The 19,075-nt window shown below is 67.6% G+C and carries 15 protein-coding genes; 5 read left to right on the forward strand and 10 right to left on the reverse strand.

The genetic code is table 11. The features are described 5' to 3' along the window. Positions 1 to 30: 30 nt before the first annotated feature. Together DIZ26_RS35410 and DIZ26_RS35415 are read right to left on the reverse strand one after the other, a co-directional pair. Positions 31 to 771, reverse strand: a complete 741-nt coding sequence (locus DIZ26_RS35410; RefSeq protein ID WP_112248934.1) for a GntR family transcriptional regulator — start codon at positions 769 to 771, stop codon at positions 31 to 33. A 71-nt stretch (positions 772 to 842) separates the two neighbouring features. After that, positions 843 to 2,063, reverse strand: coding sequence for an MFS transporter (locus tag DIZ26_RS35415; protein ID WP_198676454.1), 1,221 nt, complete (start codon positions 2,061 to 2,063; stop codon positions 843 to 845). Between the two features lie 103 nt (positions 2,064 to 2,166). Between DIZ26_RS35415 and DIZ26_RS38060 the strand changes: the two genes are divergently transcribed. Both DIZ26_RS38060 and DIZ26_RS35425 read left to right on the forward strand, forming a co-directional pair. Continuing rightward, positions 2,167 to 2,487 carry a hypothetical protein gene (locus DIZ26_RS38060; RefSeq protein WP_198676455.1) on the forward strand — a complete coding sequence of 107 codons (321 nt, stop codon included), beginning with the start codon at positions 2,167 to 2,169 and terminating at the stop codon, positions 2,485 to 2,487. Then, entirely contained in the window at positions 2,480 to 3,169 is a 690-nt protein-coding gene (locus tag DIZ26_RS35425; RefSeq protein WP_112248937.1) for an alpha/beta hydrolase, read from the forward strand. Before DIZ26_RS38060 ends, DIZ26_RS35425 begins: the two co-directional genes overlap by 8 nt. Positions 3,170 to 3,231: 62 nt before the next feature. Here the strand turns inward: DIZ26_RS35425 and DIZ26_RS35430 are convergent, their stop codons facing one another. The 5 genes from DIZ26_RS35430 to DIZ26_RS35450 form a co-directional block, all read right to left on the reverse strand. After that, positions 3,232 to 6,159: a glycoside hydrolase family 48 protein gene (locus tag DIZ26_RS35430; protein WP_112248938.1), complete on the reverse strand. Its 2,928-nt coding sequence runs from the start codon at positions 6,157 to 6,159 to the stop codon at positions 3,232 to 3,234. Between the two features lie 13 nt (positions 6,160 to 6,172). Beyond that, positions 6,173 to 8,815: a glycoside hydrolase family 9 protein gene (locus tag DIZ26_RS35435; RefSeq protein ID WP_198676456.1), complete on the reverse strand. Its 2,643-nt coding sequence runs from the start codon at positions 8,813 to 8,815 to the stop codon at positions 6,173 to 6,175. Between the two features lie 142 nt (positions 8,816 to 8,957). After that, complete coding sequence (locus tag DIZ26_RS35440; protein WP_112248939.1) at positions 8,958 to 9,377, reverse strand: PRC-barrel domain-containing protein; 420 nt, start codon at positions 9,375 to 9,377, stop codon at positions 8,958 to 8,960. 60 nt (positions 9,378 to 9,437) lie between these two features. Continuing rightward, a complete protein-coding gene (locus DIZ26_RS35445) occupies positions 9,438 to 9,809 on the reverse strand; it encodes a VOC family protein (RefSeq protein ID WP_198676457.1) in 372 nt (123 codons plus the stop codon). 46 nt (positions 9,810 to 9,855) lie between these two features. Further along, positions 9,856 to 10,725, reverse strand: a complete 870-nt coding sequence (locus tag DIZ26_RS35450; protein ID WP_112248941.1) for a LysR family transcriptional regulator — start codon at positions 10,723 to 10,725, stop codon at positions 9,856 to 9,858. Positions 10,726 to 10,804: 79 nt separating this feature from the next. Here DIZ26_RS35450 and DIZ26_RS35455 point away from each other — a divergent pair, with 79 nt between their 5' ends. After that, a complete protein-coding gene (locus DIZ26_RS35455; RefSeq protein WP_232828893.1) occupies positions 10,805 to 11,989 on the forward strand; it encodes an MFS transporter in 1,185 nt (394 codons plus the stop codon). Here the strand turns inward: DIZ26_RS35455 and DIZ26_RS35460 are convergent. Next, positions 11,986 to 14,175, reverse strand: coding sequence for an RICIN domain-containing protein (locus DIZ26_RS35460; protein ID WP_198676458.1), 2,190 nt, complete (start codon positions 14,173 to 14,175; stop codon positions 11,986 to 11,988). The genes DIZ26_RS35455 and DIZ26_RS35460 overlap by 4 nt on opposite strands. A gap of 193 nt (positions 14,176 to 14,368) precedes the next feature. Between DIZ26_RS35460 and DIZ26_RS35465 the strand changes: the two genes are divergently transcribed. Further along, entirely contained in the window at positions 14,369 to 15,373 is a 1,005-nt protein-coding gene (locus tag DIZ26_RS35465; RefSeq protein WP_112248944.1) for a LacI family DNA-binding transcriptional regulator, read from the forward strand. 173 nt (positions 15,374 to 15,546) lie between these two features. On the opposite strand, the gene DIZ26_RS35470 is transcribed toward DIZ26_RS35465, so the two are convergent. Together DIZ26_RS35470 and DIZ26_RS35475 are read right to left on the reverse strand one after the other, a co-directional pair. After that, positions 15,547 to 16,389 carry an alpha/beta hydrolase family protein gene (locus DIZ26_RS35470; RefSeq protein ID WP_198676459.1) on the reverse strand — a complete coding sequence of 281 codons (843 nt, stop codon included), beginning with the start codon at positions 16,387 to 16,389 and terminating at the stop codon, positions 15,547 to 15,549. Between the two features lie 269 nt (positions 16,390 to 16,658). Next, positions 16,659 to 17,672 carry a LacI family DNA-binding transcriptional regulator gene (locus DIZ26_RS35475; RefSeq protein ID WP_112248946.1) on the reverse strand — a complete coding sequence of 338 codons (1,014 nt, stop codon included), beginning with the start codon at positions 17,670 to 17,672 and terminating at the stop codon, positions 16,659 to 16,661. A 330-nt stretch (positions 17,673 to 18,002) separates the two neighbouring features. Here DIZ26_RS35475 and DIZ26_RS35480 point away from each other — a divergent pair, with 330 nt between their 5' ends. Then, a complete protein-coding gene (locus DIZ26_RS35480; protein WP_112248947.1) occupies positions 18,003 to 19,067 on the forward strand; it encodes a glycosyl hydrolase 53 family protein in 1,065 nt (354 codons plus the stop codon). Positions 19,068 to 19,075 lie beyond the last annotated feature (8 nt).

The following is a 19,075-nucleotide window of genomic DNA, read 5'->3' on the forward strand; positions in this document are numbered from 1 at the left end:
CTCGAGCTCACCCTCGGCTCACCCTCGAGCTCAGTCGAAGCCGAAGGAGATGTCGATCGAGTAGAGCGAGGCGCGGTACAGGTCGCGGCCGAACTCGATCGGCCGTCCGCTGCCGTCGAAGGCGGTCCGGTGCACCTTGAGCAGGGTGGCGTCGGCCGGCTCGTGCAGCAGGGCCGCCTCCTCCGGTGTCGCCTTGCGGGCCCCGACGGTCTGCTCGGCCGCCTTCACCTCGGTCTTCGCGGCGCGCAGCAGTTGGTACAGCCCGCGACCGGCCAGCCCTTCGGCGGTCACCCCGAGATCTGGCAGGACATGGTTGCGCAGGATCGCGAGCGGCTCGTCGTCGGCGAAGCGAAGCCTCTCGATCGCGAGCACCTCGGCGCCGGCGGCGAGGCCGAGCGCCGCCGCGACCTTGTCCGGCGCCGGCACGACCTCACACGACAGCACCTCGGTGCGGGGCCGGCGGCCGGCGCGCTGGAGGTCCTCGAACAGGCTGGTCCGTTCGACCTTGCGGCGTACCCGGTTGTGAACGACGGAGGTACCAACGCCGCGTTTGCGGCTCAGCATCCCCTTCTCCACCAGGTACTGCAGGGCCTGCCGGACCGTCGGCCGCGACAACCCGAGCTGCTCGGCCACCATCATCTCGTTGTCCAGCCGGGTGCCCGGAGGAAGCTGGCCCGACTCGATCAACTCCTGCAGCCGCTGCGCCACCTGGAAGTACAACGGCACCGGACTCGACCTGTCGATCTCCACCAGCCGATCGAGACTCTGCATCGATTCCTCCTGACAAGCCCGCCCACCATCTCCGCTTGTCAGTATGTCAGCATCAACAGACCAACCGCGAGCTAGCGGGCGCAGCGGGTCGGCCCATCGGCAGCTGCGGCGTCGGGCGTCTTGGGTCGAGCCGGGGCGAGCGGTCGCAGGAAACCCGCTGCTGCCGCGGCGAGAACCAGGGCCACGGCCGACGCGAGCAGGATCGGGGACGCACCCGCATCCCCGGCGAACCCGGCGAGAACCCCCGCCGCGGCGGCTGCCGGGATCCGCAGGGTGGAGCTCAGGATCAGGACCTGGGCACGTGCCTCGGTAGGGGCGGCCTCGACGCACGCGGTGAGCGTGGCAGCCAGGAAAGGTCCGTTCGCGAGGCCGAGGAGCACAAAGGACGCCTGGGCCAGTAGGTACGTCGGTGCGGCAGCGGCTCCGGCGAGAGCCAGAGCCATCACGGCCAGACAGAAGCCGGCCGCACGATCAGGGCCGGCCTTGAAGGGCCGGGCGGCGATCAGCAGACTCCCCACGAGGCTGCCGAGACCGTACAAGGCTATGAGTACACCGCCTTGCGCCGAGCCGCGACCGAGTTCCAGACCGAGCAGCGGAGCCGCGACGCGAAGGGTCCCCATCCCCAGTCCGGCCACACCGATGGCGGCGATCGCACGGATGAGCAACCGGTTCCGGCTGACCAGGCGCACCACGTCGGCTGTTCGGAGTACTGGCGCGTCGGCCGGTGACGCGGAGACCGCGGGGAGGGCGAGGACGAGAACACCGGCCAGCATCGCAGTACCGGCGAAGATCAGCATCGCGGTCCGGGTGCCGACGGTCAGCGCCAGTGCTGCTGCTGTGGCCGGTCCCGCGGCGGTCGCGATTCCCCAGGTGGCGCTGTCCAGGGCGAGCGCCCGGGTCGCATCCTTCGGGAGCCGGCTGGTCAGCCCGCCGCCGAGGAAGGGGCCGGCGCATCCCGCGATCAGCGCGGCCAGAATCGGGAACACCGCCGCGGTCGATCCGAGCATCACGGTGGCCGCGGCGACCGCGATGCCGTAACCGGCGAAGGCACCAGCCAGCAGCGGCCTGGTGTCGCGCCATCTCGCCAGCATCCGGGCGATCCACGGCCCGGCCAGGTGGGGTGCGATCAAGGCGGCGACCAGCAGACCGGCGATCGTCGTCGGCTCAGCCTCCCTGGGCAACACTTCGAGGGCGAGCAAGGAGAGCCCGACCACGGCACCGTCATTGGCCACCCGCATCGCAACGGCCACCACAAGGTACCGGATCAGTTCGCTGTGTCGCAGGCTCGGCATTCCTACCCGATTCCCTGCTGGCCAAGGCCGAAACGATCGTCAGGGCCGGGGAGTTTGCAGGCCGGTGATGAGGGTGTCGACGAGGAAGCGGTAGCTGCGGTCGATGTTGCGGGGGAGGCCGAGTCCGTACGCCGAGGCGGTCGGCCAGCAACCCCATCGTCAGTCCGGCGAAGCCGACCTCGTCGACGAGCTCAGCGCCGGCCGCGACGACTGCGGCCGGTGCGAGACCTTCCTGGCGCGGGTCCACCCAGTCGGGGTCGAGGGAGCCTTCGACGACCAGCACCGGACGGCGCACGTTGCCGAGCTGACCGAGACGACCCGGTACCCGGCGTCCGCCAGCAGCGGCGCGACGAACCGGTCGGCCCGCCGGTCGTGGCAATCTCCCGGAGCCGGTCCGTGGACGGTAGGTTCGGTCGATGGATGATCGAGGGTCCGGGCCGGCTCGGGTTGAGCCCATCGCGGGTGAGCTCGTCAGCGAGGTGTTCGAGTACGACGGCGGTCGCCGCGTCACGGCGTACGTGCCGCCGGAACCGCCGGAGGCGGTCGTCTTCGCCGGTGACGGGCAGCTGATCTCGCAGTGGGGTGGGTTTCTCGAGGCCGCCGACGGACCGCCCACGATGATCGTCGGTGCCCATCACACGGATGATCCGGACGAGATGGCGCGGATCCGTGAGTACTCGCCGTTGTTCGACGAGGACCGGTTCGCAGCTCACGAGAGCTTTTTCTTCGACGATGTCCGCGCCTGGGTGCGCTCGCGTTTCGGCGTCGCCTTCCCGCCCGAACGTACGGCGGTGTGCGGGGTGTCGGCGAGTGGAGAGCTCGCGCTCGCGATGGGGCTTCGGCATCCGGACGTGTACGGCGCGGTCTTCTGTGCCTCGCCCGGCGGTGGTTATCGGCCGCCTGCTGTGCTGCCGAGGTTGCTGCCGCGGACCTATCTTGTCGCCGGCACGCAGGAGCCGTGGTTTCTCGAGAACGCGACCCGGTGGGCCGATGCGCTGCGAGCAGCCGACGCGGAGGTCGTGCTGACCGAGCGCGCCGGCGACCACGGCGATCCGTTCTGGCAGGCCGAGTTCCCGTTGATGGTGGCCTGGGCGTTCGGCGGCTGAGGGTCGGCCGGAGCGTGCCCCCGGCCCGGGGCCATGGGTCGGGGGCACGCGGTGGGTGGGGGTCAGCCGAAGAGTTCGGCCTGGAGGGCGAAGGCGGTGGCGATTTCGGCCTGGGCCCAGAAGCGGTGGTAGGTGAAGGTCGGTGCCGGGCCGCCGTCGAGGTACTGCTGCACCTTCGGCCATTCCGGGTCGTTCTTGAAGTAGGACCGCATCGACAGGAACGTGGAGTTCTGGTCGATCACGTCACCGTTGGGCATCTTGCCGGTCCAGCCCGGCGGGACGTACGGGCCTTCGCCCGTGGTCGCGTCGTACTTGTCGTCGAACCGGTTGTAGTCGGTCCGCGTCTCCGGAACGGCAATGCCCTTGGCGTCCTGGTGCGAGAGCAACGCCGTCAGCAGCCCCTCGCCCGTGGTCCGCGCCGTGGTGTTGCCCGACTTGGCCGCGTAGTTCAGCAGGGTCTTGGCGAACGACGCCGCTACCCCGACGTCCTGGCTGCGGTTGAGAACGGACACCCGCAGGTTTGCGTTCGAGCCCGGTGCGGCCGGGTTCCAGGTGTCGGGAGCGCCGGTCCAGCTCAGGTCGGACGGGATCTGGAAGGCGCCGTTCGCGCCGACCGTGCTGTTGCTGATTGCCCAAGGCACCCATTTGTCGAGGATCTTCTTCGCCCTCGGGTCGCCCGTCAGCCGGTACAGCGACGCGGTGCGTTCCATCTGCCACACCTGGAAGCCGAACCACCTGTTCGAGGGCGGGTCGCGCCACACCGGGTGCGGGTCGAAGAACATCCCGTAGAAGGTCGGGGTGCCGGCGGGCGGCGTACCGTAGTTGCCTTCCCAGCTGTTCGTGACGCCACCGGCGATACCGCCGTCGGCCGATTGCAGCCATTGCAGTACTTCGAGTTGGCGGTCGAGGCTCTTGGCCCAGTCCTGCTGGCCGGTGGCCGACTTCGGCTTCAGCGCGGGCACGTTCGCCAGTGCGTACGCCGTCAGCGGGTTCTGGTAGCCCTGGTGCGAGGCGCCGTCACCGATGCGCCAGGCCCAGCCCGCCGACGTGTCGGTCGCGCCGCCCCACGCGTAGTACCAGGACATCAGGTAGTGCTCGCTGTCCTTGCCGGTGCCCGCCGGGCAGGTGGCCGCCCCGACGCAGTTGCCGATCTTCTTGAAGTACTTGTCGAACATCGCGTACCGCAGGTAGTCGCCCATCTTCGCTGCCTTCGCCAGCTCGGGCGCGATTTCCGCCTGCTTGCCCTGCGCGGTCGCCCACTGGTTGGCCAGCAACGCCACCTGGACAGCGCGGCCATCGGCGTCCGGCGCGTCGGTGTATTTCCACTGCTTGGCGTAAGAGCTGTCCTTGGTGAACAGGTCCAGGTAGCCGTTCGGTCCACCGAACTTGAAGGTGTCGCAGGAGGGTTGCGGGATGGTCTCCCACACCGACTCCGATGACCCGCGCTGGTAGGTGTTGATGTACGACGGCGCCGTCGTGCCGTCGCCGCATCGACCGAAACCAAGGGTGTTGTCGACATCGAGGAGCCAGTGCATGGCGTAGATGTCGTCACTGCCGTACGCCGACTTCAGCTCGCCGGCGATCGGGTCGGAGCCGACCGCGATGCCCGAGTCCAGTTGCGACGGGTACCCGGTCATCGTGTTGTGCTCGGGTGCGTAGGTCGCCGGCTTGGCCGGGTTGTACTTGTCGTTGGTCGGCTGGTCCGCCTTCGCCGGGATGATGAACTTCTCCATCGACGCCCACGCCGCCTTGAACGGTGCCCAGTCGCCGGTGATCTTGCCGTAGCTCGCCTCCAGCCACAGGTAGTAGCTGAACGCCTCCGACGTCGTCTGGTGCCCATGGTCCGGCGCCTCGACCATCAGCGTCTCCACCGCGTGGTACGGCACGAGGAGGTCGCCGAACTTGCGGAAGTAGCCGCTGGCCGGGTCCTTGATCTTGTTGTACTGCGTCAGGAACGCCTCCTGGAAAGGAGGAATGGTTGCCGAGACCTCCTTCGCGGTCACCGACGCCGCGGCATACCCGGTGGCGGTGGCGGAGAAGACGGCAGTCACCAGGTCGCCGCCGTTCGCCGCTGAGGTGACCTTCACGGTCTGCGGGGTGTTCCAGTTCGCCGTGGTGAAGGTGAGGGATGTCGGTGCCGCGGTGAGGTCCGTGCTCCCCGAGGAACGGGCCACTGCCACGGTCACCGAGGAGGACGGCTGACTCGCCAGCGTCACGCCGAACGTGGCCGTGCCGCCCTGCTTGACGTTGATCGTCCCGGGCGTGGCCACGACGGCTGGCCCGGCCAGCACCTTGATCGGGACCGGCGCCGTCGTGGTGGCGAGCCCGCGGTCGTCGGTCGCGCGAGCCGTGACGGCGTGATCGCCGACGGACGCGCCGGACCACGAGCCCTGGTACGGCGCGGTCGCATCTGCGGCGACCACGACTCCGTCGGCCAGGAACTCGACCTTCGACACGGTGCCGTCGCTGTCGGACGCGGTGGCCTCGAGCGGGATCGCCTGGCCTGTCTGGAAGGACTGACCCGAGGTCGGTGCGGTCAGGGCCACCGTCGGCGCTTTGTTGCCACCCGTGCAGGAGACGCCGTTGACCGCGAAGTCCGTAGGTTTGCCGTTCGTTGCTCCTCTAGTGCCCTGGAAGCCGACGGTCGCGGTGCCGCCGGTGCCGATGGTCCGGTTGAAGTCCACCGGCGTGACGGTGACCTTGGCGCCGGACTGCGTGTAGCCGCCGTTCCACAGGTTCGTCACCTGCTGCCCGTCCGGGAAGGTCCAGGTGAGGGTCCAGCCGTTGATCGGGTCGCCTTCGTTCTTGATGGTGACGTCGGCGACGAAGCCGGCGCCCCAGTCACTCGTGACGTTGTAGTTCACCGAGCAGGCCACCGCGGCGTGAGCCGGTGGCGCGACGATCGGCATGATCCCTACCGCTGTCGCGGCCGCTGCTACCAAGGCGAGCGGCTTGATGCGCCACCGTCTCGCTCTCGTCCGGTCTTTCATACATCCTCCTCGGTCAGGGTTCGATACCCCAGGTGAGGGCACCGCCGGAGTAGGCGGTGACCCGATCGAAATCGGTGAGCGAACTGCTCACCCGGTAGCTGTGGTCGTCGGCCTGGTTGAAGGCGGACCAGTCCGTCTTCGCCACGCGCAGTTGGATGTCGCCGGTACTGGCACCGGGTGCGAGGCTGCCGCCGGCGAAGGAGACCTCCAGGTAGGCGTCCGCGCCGGTGCGAGCGGTGCTCAGCTTGACGACCTGGGCGCCGACAGTGGTGCAGCCGGCCTGAGCCCAGTCGCACCACACCTGATAGCTGGGCGAAGGAGCGTCGCCGGTGAACCAGTACCGCAGCTTCACGCCGGTCAGTGCGATGCTCGCCGTACCGCGGTTGGTCACCTGGAGGGTGAAGCCGAGCTGGTTCGTGACCGCCGCCGACGTGCCCTTCTGCTGCACCGTCAGTGTGCTCGCCGGCGCCGAGGAGGTACGTACCGCGACGGACGCACTTGGTGGCGAAACGTTGCTAGAGGCATCTTTTGCGCGGACCGAAAACGTGTAGGAGGTGTTCGGTGTCAGCCCGGTGAGCTGCAGGCTGGTCGCAGCGGTAGCACCCACGACCGTCGTACCGGAGAGCACCTCATAGCCGGTCACGCCCACGTTGTCGGTGGATGCGGCCCAGTTCAGGGTGGCGCTGCTGCCGCTCACCGCGGTGGCTGCAAGGGACGTCGGTGTGCTGGGCGGCTCGTGGTCGACCGTGCCGTTCGGCTCGACGCCCCAGACCACATTGCCGTTCTGGCGAAGCACCATGCGGTCGGTCTGGGCGACCGCGGCCCCCAGACCCGCAGCGGACCAGTCATTGGCCGGATCCCAGGTCCCCGAGCTGGTGATGCGGAACTGGACTTCCTTGCGGTACGCCGATTGGCCGGCCGGGGCGACGCCGGTACACGGGATCTCCACGTAGTACGTCGAACCGCTGTACTGCGTCGGAGCGCTCGCGGCGCCGCACTGGTTGTAGTTGGTGGTGACGGTGAGTTGGCTGGGTGTAGTGGCGCCGTCGAGCGTGAAGTAGTAGCGCAGTGTGCCGTTGAACTTCCTGGCGGGCCAGGCGCTCTTGTTGATCACGAAGGCCTTGATCTCGGTGAACTGGGCGCCCGCCTGGTTCACCGCGGCCTGCACGGTCAGCTCGGGGCCGTCGGGGGTCTCCGCAACAGGGAAGTTCGTCAGCGGGGTGCCGCCGTACTCCTTGTAGAGCCGGGCGAGCGCCCCGGTGAAGCCGGCGTTGTAGTCCAGCGCGACTTCGTTCATCACGTAGTCGCTGCGGCTGTCGGTATAGGCGTCGTTGTTCGACTGCGGGCCGCCGACCAACGCGCCGTACAGGATGTGCCGGCTGATGACGGGGTCCTGAATGTTGTCGCTCCAAGAGCCGTGCGCTGTGCGGTGATGCGGATTGCGTGGCGGGTTGGTGCCGAAACCCACGACATAGCTGGAGTTTCGGGGGTTGTCGCCGAGCGCGTAGTTGATCTGCCGTACGCCGAAGTCGTGGTACGTCCTGGCTCTCGCGCTGTCCCGCGTGGACAGCCAGTCGGAGTACACCAGAGCCGCGAATGCCGTGTTGGCCGAGTAGCGCAGCGAACCCCACGTGTCGAGCACTGCCTGCCCACCGGGCGAATAGCGGATCCGGTTGCCGTTGTAGCCGGTGGTCCAGTAGTCCAGCCACCGATCGGCGTCGTTGACGTACATCTGCTCACCGGTCAGCTTGGCCATCAGAACGTAGGCGCCGTAGGACTTGTCGTCCCACGCGATCGTCCATCGGTAGGACCGCTCGGAGCTCTGCGGCTCGGTCGAGAGCTTCAGGTACTCGGTCTTGGCCTTGGCCAGGTACGCCGCGTCGCCCGTTGCCCTGTACAACCAGATCGCACCCCAGACCAACTCGTCCTGATAGCCGCTCCAGGAGTTGTAGAACTTCGCGGCGTCGGTGATGCAGTCGCTGTACTTGCCGCGGTACGTGTCGGCGAAACCGTAGAGCTGCTTGGCGTGCGTGAGCAGCGTCGCGGCGTACGCCGGATCGCTTTGCTGGAACACCATCGACGCCGAGGCCATCGTCGCGGCGTACTCGCCCGCGAGGTCCGAGCCGGGGCACGAAGGATCGACCTTGTACGACGGGCGTGCCATCGGCATCACCTCGACCGGGCCCCACCAGGAGTGATCGGCGTCGCCGGCGCCGACCTGGCCGTAGACGACATTGGGGGAGGGGTGCGCCTTGATGATCCAGTCGGTGCCCCAGCGCAGGTTCGCCAGCAGCGGTCCGAGCTGGCCGGAGCCGACGTAGGCGTCGCGGTTGTCCACCACGCCCCAGGCGAGCATCGACATGCTGAACGCGAACGGCAGTCCGAACTTCACGTGGTCGCCCGCGTCGTAGAAGCCGCCGGTGAGATCGAGGCCGGCGTCGCTACCGTCCTGCAATGCGGAGTCGCCGCGCCAACTGACGCGATTCGTCGCCGGCAGCGTGCCGGAGCGTTGGGCATCGTAGAACCAGACGGCCTTCTGCAGTGCCTCCCCGTAATTGAAGGCGGCCGCTGCCGACGCAACCGATGGTGGTGGGCTGATCAGAGCTGTGAGCAGGATGGCGAGGGCGGTCACCACTCGCGGGATGCGGCTTCGCACGAGAGCCTCCGAAAGGGCGGGGTTCGGAATGCCTGGCAGGTCAGGTCCGGGAACGCTTGGGAGCGCTCCCAGATCAGGCAGCGTAGGGCTCCGCGATCCGCCGCGGAAAGGGGGTTAAACGTTTCGGAGAGTGCTCAGTGGGTCAGCTGGGCGGTGACGGCTGGTGGTCTTCGTGATGGTCGGCGTACAGGTCGCAGTAGTAGTGCGTGAGGCGGTTGCGGTACTCCTCGCTCTCGCCGGTGCTGACCTCGTACGGCGGAGCTTCCCGGATGTCGGTCCCGGTGCGGTCGACCTTGATCTCCCGCGCGACATGGTCGATGGACTCGACCGCGCCGGCCGGCAACAGGATCCGCTGCCCGACCACCCAGGCCCCGGTGTCGACGACGAAGGCCGGCTGATCGTTCGCGTCGACGAAGTCGGCCACCGAGCCGATCTCCTCATCGGTGCCGACCACCTGGTAGCCGATCACGTCCGTCTGATCGTTGAAGTCGGTCCCGCTGCGGAACTTCCACAGCGGAAAGCTCGGCTCCCGCGTGGTCGACTCTGCGTCTTCGATGGCCATGAGTTCCCCCTTCGATCCCGGGTACCCCGGCCGGAAACTCCGTGCCGCTGGACATCAGCCTCAGGCGGGATTGACCGGCGCTGCCCAGCCCGGTCGCGGGATGATGCAGAACGGATGACCGGCTGGATCCTCGAAGACATGCTCCGACAGCCGCTTCGCGCCGAGCGCCAGTACGAGCGGTTCGGCGGTGTCGATGTCGTCGACCATCACGTCGACGTGGAACTGCTGGGGCCGCTCCCGATCGGGCCACCGCGGTCGCTGGTGATCCGGGGCCAGTTGGAACGCCAGGCCTGAATTCGTGTCACTGGGAGCGATCACCACCCAGTCCTCACTCTCGTACGTCACCGGCAGCCCGAGCAGTTCCGAGTAGAGCCGCGCCAGCCCGGCCGGGTCCGGACAGTCGATGACCACGTGATGCAGACGCCCGATCATGCGGTCCATGATCCCACCGGCCGTAGCCGCCGACGGCGACCAGCGTTCACCGGATGTCGAGCAAGCTCAGGAAGGCGGTCGCCGCCGGTGTGCGGCCGGCGGCGCTCCAGACGACGTACTCGATGCGGGCGGGCGCGTCGGTGACTTCGATCGTGGTCACTCCCGTCAGCTGCGGCGCGTAGCTGCTGGCGAACAGGCCGACCCCAAGGCCCGCGGCGATCAGCCGGGCCATGAAATCCGCGGAGGTGACTTCGAAGGCGACATCTCGATCCAGCCCGGCAGCCTGGAAGGCCTGGTCGGTTTGCGCGCGGCCGGCTGTCCTGGCGGGCAGATCGACGAAGACTTCTCGGGAGAGCCTGCGAAGGCTGACGGTGGTCCGTCCCGCGAGCGGGTGGTCGGGTGCGACCACGGCGACGAGCCGGTCGCGGGCGAGTTCGCGCGTCTCGACCCCGGTCGGCCGCGCCGTGGTCGGCAGCCCGAGGAACGCCAGCTCGATGTCGCCGTCCTTCACCTGCTCGACAAGATCCTCACTCGCGCCGACCCGCAGCGAGATGCGGACGGTCGGGTGCTGCTCGCGGAAGGTGCGCAGAGCAGCGGGGATGTCGACGGCGGCCACGGTCGGGATCAGCCCGATGGCGAGCCTGCCGCGGATCTCACCGACGGCCGCGGCAGCTTCGGCCGCTGCCCGGTCGGCCGCATCGAGGCACTGCCGCGCGGCCGGCAGGAAGGCTGTGCCAGCAGGTGTCAGCCGCACTCTGCGGCTGGTGCGCTCGAACAGCCGGGCCCCCAGCTCGCGTTCCAGCCGGGCGATCTGGTGGCTGAGCGCGGACTGGACCACCAGACAGCGCCGGGCTGCCTGCGTGAAGCTGTTCGTCTCCGCGACGGCGATGACGTAGCGCAGCTGCTGAAGTTCCATCGATCAATCGTAAATCACGATCGATCGGATGAAGAGCATGTGTTGGACTCATCGATGGCGCTCGGCCGAGACTGCTGGAATGACGCAACGATCGATGACTCAACTGCCGCGCGCCACTGCGCGAGCCTGGTCAGGAGTAGCCGCGATCACCGCGAGTCTCTTCGTCTTCCTGACCACCGAACTGATGCCGGTCGGCCTCCTCACCCCGCTGAGCTCCAGCTTGAAGGTCGCGGTCGGAGTCGCCGGACTGATGGTCACCTTGTACGGCGTATCGGCGGGCCTCGGCGTTCCGTTCATCGTCGCTTGGACCCGGCGCGTCAATCGGCGGATCCTGCTCTCGGTGCTGCTGGTGGTGCTGACGCTGGGGAATCTCGTCACCGCCGTCGCCCCGAACTTCCCGTTGGTGCTGACCACCCGCCTGGTGATGGGTTTCGCCAGCGGGGTGTTCTGGGCCATCGGGGTCAGCATGGCGATGCGGCTGGTCCCGGCGCCGCTGGCCGGCCGGGCGGCGGCGGTGGTGATGTCCGGCATCTCCATCGCCGCTGTGGTGGGCATCCCGCTGGGCATCTTCGTGGAGAGCCTCACCGGCTGGCGCAGGACGTTCCTGATCTGGGCCGGCCTGAGTCTGCTCGTCCTCGCCGCGGTGGCTGTGTTGATCCCGTCCCTGCCGTCCAACAACGCCGTACCGGTCCGGGCGGTGTTCGGACTGCCGCGCGTGAACGCACAGCTTCGACTGGTGATGGTCATGGTCGTGCTGTTCGTCCTCGGCCACTTCGGGGCCTACACCTTCATCAGGCCGTTCCTCGAGGGTGAATCCGCCACGACACCGGCCACCGTCACTGTTCTGGTGATGCTGTACGGGATCGGTGGCGCGGTCGGGAACTTCCTCGCCGGTCATCTGGTCACCAGCAACTTCCGGGCCGGCTTCGTCGCCGGCAGCGCGGGTGTCGTGGCGTCCTTGCTGGTGCTGCTGACGGTCGGTCGCCACCTTGCTGCCGCAGTCGTCGCGGTCACCTTGTGGGGCATGTCGTTCGGCATCGTGCAGTTGTGCCAGCTCAATCTCACCCAGGCCGCCGCGCCCAGCACGTTCGAGGCCGCGATGTCGCTCAACACCATGGCGTACAACACCTCGATCGCACTGGGCGCGCTGTTCGGTGGCCTGTTCGCCGACCATGCGGGAGTGCGGAGCGTCTTCTGGTTCGGCATCGCCTTGACCGCCGGATCCGTCGTCGTCACCGCACTCACCTGGCCGAAACGTTCTTAGCTGATCGTCCACTGCTGGAGCGAGTTGCTGGTGTCGGGCTGCTGGGTGACCTTGGCGCCGTCGGTGCCGGCGGCAGTGGTGAGAAGGAGTCCGCTGCTGACCGACTTGAGGGTGTACGAGCCGTTGGCAAGTTTGGTGGCGATCCAGTGCTGGTTGGCGTTGCTGGTGCAGGTCCACTGGATGATGGCGGTACCAGCTGTGGTCGCGCCGCCGTTGACATCGGCGCAGAGGCCGGAGGAATTGTTCTTCAACGTGTAGGAACCATCGGCCTGCTGGGTGAAGGTCCACTGCTGATTGGTGTCGCCGTGGCTGGTCCAGGTGATCAGTTGCGTTCCAGCGACAGTACTGCGGTCGGGGTCGTCGAGCGCCTTCCCTCCGGTGGCGACGATGTGCACGCCGTTGAGGTTCTGGGGTGCTGTTGCGACCGCGGTCACGGACAGGGTCTGCTCGGCCCCGGTGCGGGTGCTGCCGACCGCGTTGCCGGTGCTGTTGGTCCAGTCCCGGGTCGGCGTGGTTTCGGCGAGGCGGCTGGTGTCTGCGGAGAGGCCGAGGACCAGACCGCTGTGCCGGTTGACGAAGCGGAAGGTCCCACCCGTGTTCTTGATCAGCCACCACTGCTGGCCGACCGACGACCCGGCCGCGGTCACGGTCGGCTTGGTGCCCCAGGCGCGACTGGTCGTCGTACTGGCGTCGACACCGAGAGCCTGGCCGGTCGACGAGTTGAGGATCTGGTAGGAACCGTCGCCGACGGCAACGAAGTACCAGGCTTCGAGGGCCGAGCCCGTCGCGGTGCCGACGGACGTGGCGGTGCTACCGGATTGCTGGGTGAGGATCCGGCCGCCGGTGTTGGCGATCCGGTAGGTCTTGGTCAGGTCGAAGGGTGCGGCTGCCGGGGAGGTCGAGGTGACCGTCAGGTTGACGTACTCGCCGGATGAGCCAGCGGAGCAGCCGAACGAACAGTACGAGCGGAAGCTCTTGCCGATGATCGTGGAGTTCGTCTTGTTGGCGCTGTCCAGGAACCAGCGGTACCACGAGGCTGTCGTGTAGCTGCCGGTGTCGCCGATCGAGTACCACTTCTGACTGGTCAGGTCGTCGGTGACGTAGAAGTGCTGCGGTTCGTTACCGTCCTGACGTACTGCCTGCGGCTCGCCGATGTAGAGGCCGAGGTAGGCGTCGTAGGCGATGTCCATCACGAAGAGCGGCGAGGTCGGCGAAAGGGTGCCTGCGGCAACTTGCTGGTCCACCGTGCCGGTCGTGGCCGGGCTGTACTCCTTCGCCAACGGCGTGTAGCCGTTGGGGTTCGCGGCGTCGACCGGGACCAGGTTGCTCTCGAGGCCGCCGACACCGGGCTGCGACCACGACCCGTCGTACCACTTCTGCCACGAGCTCGGCGCCATCTTGGACGACATCTTGGCCCGGGCGACGTGCTGGCGGAAGTTCTTCCAGCCGCCCGCCTTGTCGATGATCCGCGAGCCGTAGTACACGTAGAAATAGCCCGACGCGGTGTCGACGAACAACCGCTGGTCGCCGTCGCCGTACGAATAGGTCTGGTTCGGGAACGCCGTACTGTCGTTGCGCTTCGTGCTGTACGGCGAAGTGATCACGTGGCTCTTGATCGTCCAGGTCTTGCCCTGGTCGGTGGAGACCGCGTAGTCGATCGCGTCGTAGTGCAGCCCGTCGCCGAACGGCTGCGGCGTGAACTCGTTGTGCACCAGGCCGTACCAGTCGCCGGTGTCGGGATCGACCCAGACGCCGGCCAGGTCGCAGAAGTTCTTCTGCGAGTAGCCGGAGCCGGCCGGAGCGAACGTTGCCTCGAGCCCGGTCGGGCTGTTGTTGCAGCGCCAGGTGGTGTCGTTGTTCTTGTCGCTGGAGTTGGCCGGATTGATCGCGTTGCTGAGGGCGCTGGACTTGGCGGCGGTGTCGAGGTTGGTGCCGGTGTAGAAGTCCCACTTGCGCGGCTCGGTCGCGCCGTACAGGGCCGCGGACTGCTGGAAGTAGAACGTCCCGTCCTTGTCGATGTAGGTGCCGGCCGGGGTATCGGTGGGGGTGGTCCAGCTGCCCTTGGCCCCGACGGCGATGGTGTACGTCGCGGTCGGTGGGGCCGCCGACGCGGCCGAACCGATGCCGCCGACGACCAACCCCAGGCCTACCAGCGCCACCACAGCTGTCTTCCGGGAACGTGACACGAGAACTCCTTGGGGGTCGGGACGTCGCCGTCTCTGCCGGGTAAGCGGGACGGTACGAGTCATTTGACCGGTAAACAAGATCGCAGCGAATAGAAAAATGAGCTTCCTAAGGCGTCTCGCCGTTGACCGAGGCGGCGGCGTGGCCGATACTCGGACGAACCAGTTGACCGGTCCAACAGATGAGGTCCACCGCATGGTGACGATGCAGGACGTGGCCACCAGGGCCGGCGTCACCAAACAGACCGTCTCGAACGTGGTGACCGGACGGGTGGCCGTCCGCCCGGACACAGCGGCGCGGGTCCGGGCGGCGATCGCCGACCTGGGCTACAAGCCGAACCTGGTCGCCCGGTCTCTGGCAACCGGTACGACGATGACGGTGGGCCTGATCGTGCCGACCGTCGCGAGCCCGTTCTACTCCGAGATCGTCGAAGAGGTCGAGAACGTGCTGGACGAGCACGGCTACCACCTCGTGCTCTGTACGACCCGCGCCGACGGCGAGCGCGCCAAGCGGCAACTGGCCGGACTGTCCAGCCGGCTGGTCGACGCGCTGCTGATCGCCGGTGACCGGGACCTGACCGATCCGCTGGCACTGCTACCGGATCCGCGGTTCCCGATCGCCTTGTGTGCTTGGGAAACGCAGATACCCGACTCGCTGCCGGTGGTGACCATCGACTACGAGCACGCCGGATTCCTGGCCGGGAAGCATCTGCGCAGCCTGGGCCACCGGCGAGTGGCCGCAGTGGTCGAGTTGCCCACGCATCAGCGCCGGCTGGCCGGGTTCCGGACGGCGTTCGCCCAGCACCGGGTGCAGGTCCGTGACGACATGGTGTTCGCGCCGCCGGAAGCGACGCCCGCTGGTGGCTTTGCCGCCGCGCAGGCAGCACTCGCCGCGGACCCGTCGCTGACGGCGATCTTTGCCTCCCATGACCTGCTCGCGCTGGGCGTACTGGAGGCGGTGAAGGAGTCGGGCCGGTCGGTGCCCGGCGACGTTTCGGTGATCGGATTCGACGACACCGCTCCTGTCGGTCTGACCCATCCGGCACTGACCGCGGTGGCGATCCCGAGCCGGGAGATGGCTCAGCAGGCAACCAACCTGTTGCTCCGGGCAATCTCCGAAGGCACCGCCCCGGTGAACTCGGCCCAGCTCCTCCGAACGTCCCTCGTCATCCGCGACAGCACCGGCCCCGCCAAACGCTGACCGTTTCCCGTGCTGTCGAGGAGCTGCTGAACCTGCGGGCCCGCATCGGCGAGACGAGGCCTTGGAGGTCTTGACCGACAGCGGCGTAGCCGTCTGGCGTCAGCGCGTACGTCGGTAGGTCCGGGGTACCGCTCGCCTGGCGTCCGAGCGGTACCCCCGGGCGGTTGAGCGCGTCAGAGGCGGGACTCCCATTTGATCTTGGTGCCGGATGCGTCGGCCGGTAGGCGGTCGCGTGCGGCGGTGTCGCCGTACATGGTCCAGCGGGCCCAGTCGACAACAGTTCGCGGGAAGCGGGCGTCGCTCCAGAAGCTGGTGTGGGTGCCGCCGATGAAGGTGAGGAACGCCTTCGGCCAGGTGATCTCGTTGTAGGCCTGGCGGGCTGAGGAGTAGGCGCAGGTCGTGTCGTGGTCGCCGTGGACGAACAAGACTTTGGCCGTGACCGTGCTGGACGGGTTTCCCATGTCGACGCAGGACTGTGGGTTGGCGGAGACGACACGGTGGTCGGGCCAGCGCGTGAGCAGGCCGTGGGTGACCATGCCGCCGAGGGAGTGACCGGAGATGCCGACGCCGATGCCGGTGTTGATGTGCCCGGTCAGCGGTCCGCTGGTGTTGAGCGCGAGGGTGTTGGTGAGGATCTGCGAGACGTCCTTGGAGGTGTTGCCGTTGTTGACGTCGGTGAAGTTGTGGTTGAAGTACGGGGCGGGGACGACGAAGCCGGCCGCGGCCAGCGCCCGGATGATGAACAGTGAGTTCTGTGGGCTGCTTCCGAAGCCGTGGGTGAAGTTGTAGATCGGGAAGACACCGGCGGCGACCGGGGCATCGGTCACCGGGCTGCCGCCGGGGGTGCCGGTGGCGGGGTAGTAGACGTAGGTGGTGCACGGGCGGCTGCCACGGGTCCAGTTGTACTTGCGTACGCCGACCGCGAACGGCGTGCTTGGCGCGGCGGCCTGGGGAAGGAGAGTGCCGAGCGCCTCGCCTGCACCGAGCAGTGTCAGGCCGGCACCGGCGGCAGTCATGCTGAGGAACGTACGACGTCGCATGGTCATGTGAACTCCAAACAGGCAGAGACGGGGCGGAGAGCCTGAGTGATTTCAGGGGCGGCTTTCGGATCCTGTGAACGTGCACAGTCTTGAAGCCGCCCGAGAGGATGTCAAGAGGTCGATGTGCTTTGTAGCAACGCGGACGCGCCCCGGATAGCTGTGTGAACGCTCCCACCAATGTTAACTCAGCGGGTATCGGGGAGGTGTTGGGACGCCGCGGCGGCAGCCGGGGCCGAGCCGTCGAGTCAGGCGGATTCGCGGCGTACGAGACTGGTGGCCAGGATGAGGGCGGCCGGTTGCTCGCCGCCGATGATCTCGGTGAGGAGGCGGACCATCTCGCTGCTGATCCGCTCGAAGGGTTGCCGCATCGTCGTCAGGGTGGGGGACAGGGTGGCCGCCAGCCAGGAGTCGTCGAATCCGCCGACCGCGATGTCCTCAGGGACTCGCTTGCCGTGGGCCGCCAGGGTGGTCAGGGCGCCCGCGGCCATTAGATCGGACGCGACGAAGACCGCGTCGATCTCGGGCCGGGCGGCGAGCAGGTCGGCCATCGCCCGCTGACCGCCCAGTCGCGAATAGTCGCCGTGGGCAACCAATCCCTTGTCGTACGCCTTGCCCAGCTCTTCCCGGTAGCCCTTGAGGCGCAGGACGCCACCGGGGGTGTCGAGCGGCCCGGTGATGGTGGCGATGTGCCCGCGACCCGAGTCACGCAGATACCTCACCATTTCCCGGGCGCCGGTCACATCGTCGGCGGCGACGTAGCCGACCTTGCCTTCGTACCCGAGCGGAACACCGCAGGCCACCACGGGGATGTGTTCGCGCAGCAGCGAAGCGATCACCGGGTCGTCGGCGTGGGACGAAATCACCAGTACGCCGTCGACGTGGCCGGCCGTGATGTAGTCGGTGACGTGCCGGCGTTCCGCCGGTGTCCCGGCGACCATCAACAGCAGCGGTATGTCCCGCTTGGCCAGGGCGTCGGCCGCGCCACGCAGCAGCACCGAGAAGTTCGGGTCCTCGAAGAGGAGTTGCTGTGGTTCGGTGAGCAGGAACGCCACCGAGTTCGCGCGGCCCGTGACGAGGCTTCTGGCATGCCGGTTGGCGGCGTACCCGGTTGACTTGATCGCGGCCTGGACCGCGGTCAGCGCTTCCGGTGAGACCCAGTGGCCGCCGTTGAGCACCCGCGAGACCGTGCCCCGCGAAACCCCGGCGACAGCCGCCACGTCCTTGATGGTGGGCCGCCTGCGGCCACCGCTGAGCTCCACCCTGGCGAGTCTAGTGTCCCGGCAGGGAGTCGGGACGGCGCCGACGGCGCGGTCCCGGGTGTCATGACCGGCCTCTTCACTGCCGGGTAACAGCGACTCAAGACGGTTTAGTTGGGCTGCAAGCCAAACAAATTAGCGCGAATCAGAGCATCCCGCAAGAACCTGTGCACGTGCACAGATTTGCTGCGGTAAAGGCTTGCCAGTCCGGTGAACTTGCGCTTTCATCGTGGTGATTATGCGATTGCGGAGCGTGTGCGCGTTCACAGGCACCAGCAAAGCCCGATCTCGCTACCGCTCTTCCCTCCGCCCCCAAGGAAGAGGTACCGCCCCATGTCCAGAACTGAGCACGAACCAGCCCAACCCGTCACCGCCCCGCCAGGGATCTCGCGACGCACCTTGCTGGCCGGTGCGGCCGCCGGCGCCGGTGCCCTTGCACTCGGAGTCGGCAGCCTGGCCGAAGCGACCACGGACGCCACCTTCGTCAAGGGCGCCGACATCAGCTGGACTCCGCAGATGGAGGCGCACGGCTACTACTGGAACGACAAGTCCGGGCAGCGAAAGGATCTGTTCACGATCCTGAAGAGCTACGGGATCGGCGCGATCAGCCTGCGCACGTGGGTGAATCCGTCCAGCGATCCGGCCAACGGGCACTGCAGCATCCAGGAGACCGCCAAGATGGCCGCGCGGTGCCGGGATGCCGGGCTGCAGGTCCTGCTCGGGTTCCACTTCGGCGACACCTGGAACTCGGTCGGCGTACAGAACCCACCCAAGGCGTGGGCGAACATGACCTACAGCCAGATGCTCACTGCCCTGCGCAGCTACGTCTCCACCTCGCTGAACGTCATCAAGTCAGCCGGCGTGACGCCGGGCTGGGTGAAGATCGGCAACGAGCAGAACACCGGGATCTGTCATCCGGTCGGCAGCGTCAGCAAGCCCGGCCAGATGACCGGCCTGCTGAACGCGGCCTACGACGCGTCCAAGCAGATCTTCCCCAGCACGCCGGTGATGATCCATCTGGCCCAGCCACAGAAGATGGACAGCATCCAGACGTTCATGAACGCCTACCGCGGCAACGGGGGCAAGTGGGACATCACCGGCCTTTCGTCGTACGCCGCGGGCAGCAACGTGGCGCCGATCCTGGGCAACATGCGGACCATCCAGTCCACCTACGGCAAACCGATCATGCAGGTCGAGTTCGGTGGACCCGTGGACAGGGCGACCCAGACCCGGGACGCGCTGCATCAGTTCGCCACCGGCATCAAGGGCTTCGGCGGTCTGGGCACCTTCTACTGGGAGCCCGAGGGCTACTCGCCCTTCACCGGCTACAACATGACCGCCTGGAGCTCCAGCACCAGACGGCCGACCGCTGCCCTCGACGGATTCCTGAACGTCTAGCCGGGAGA

The sequence above is a fragment of the Kribbella monticola genome (assembly GCF_003261635.1).
In the GTDB taxonomy this organism is placed as follows: Bacteria; Actinomycetota; Actinomycetes; order Propionibacteriales; family Kribbellaceae; genus Kribbella; species Kribbella monticola.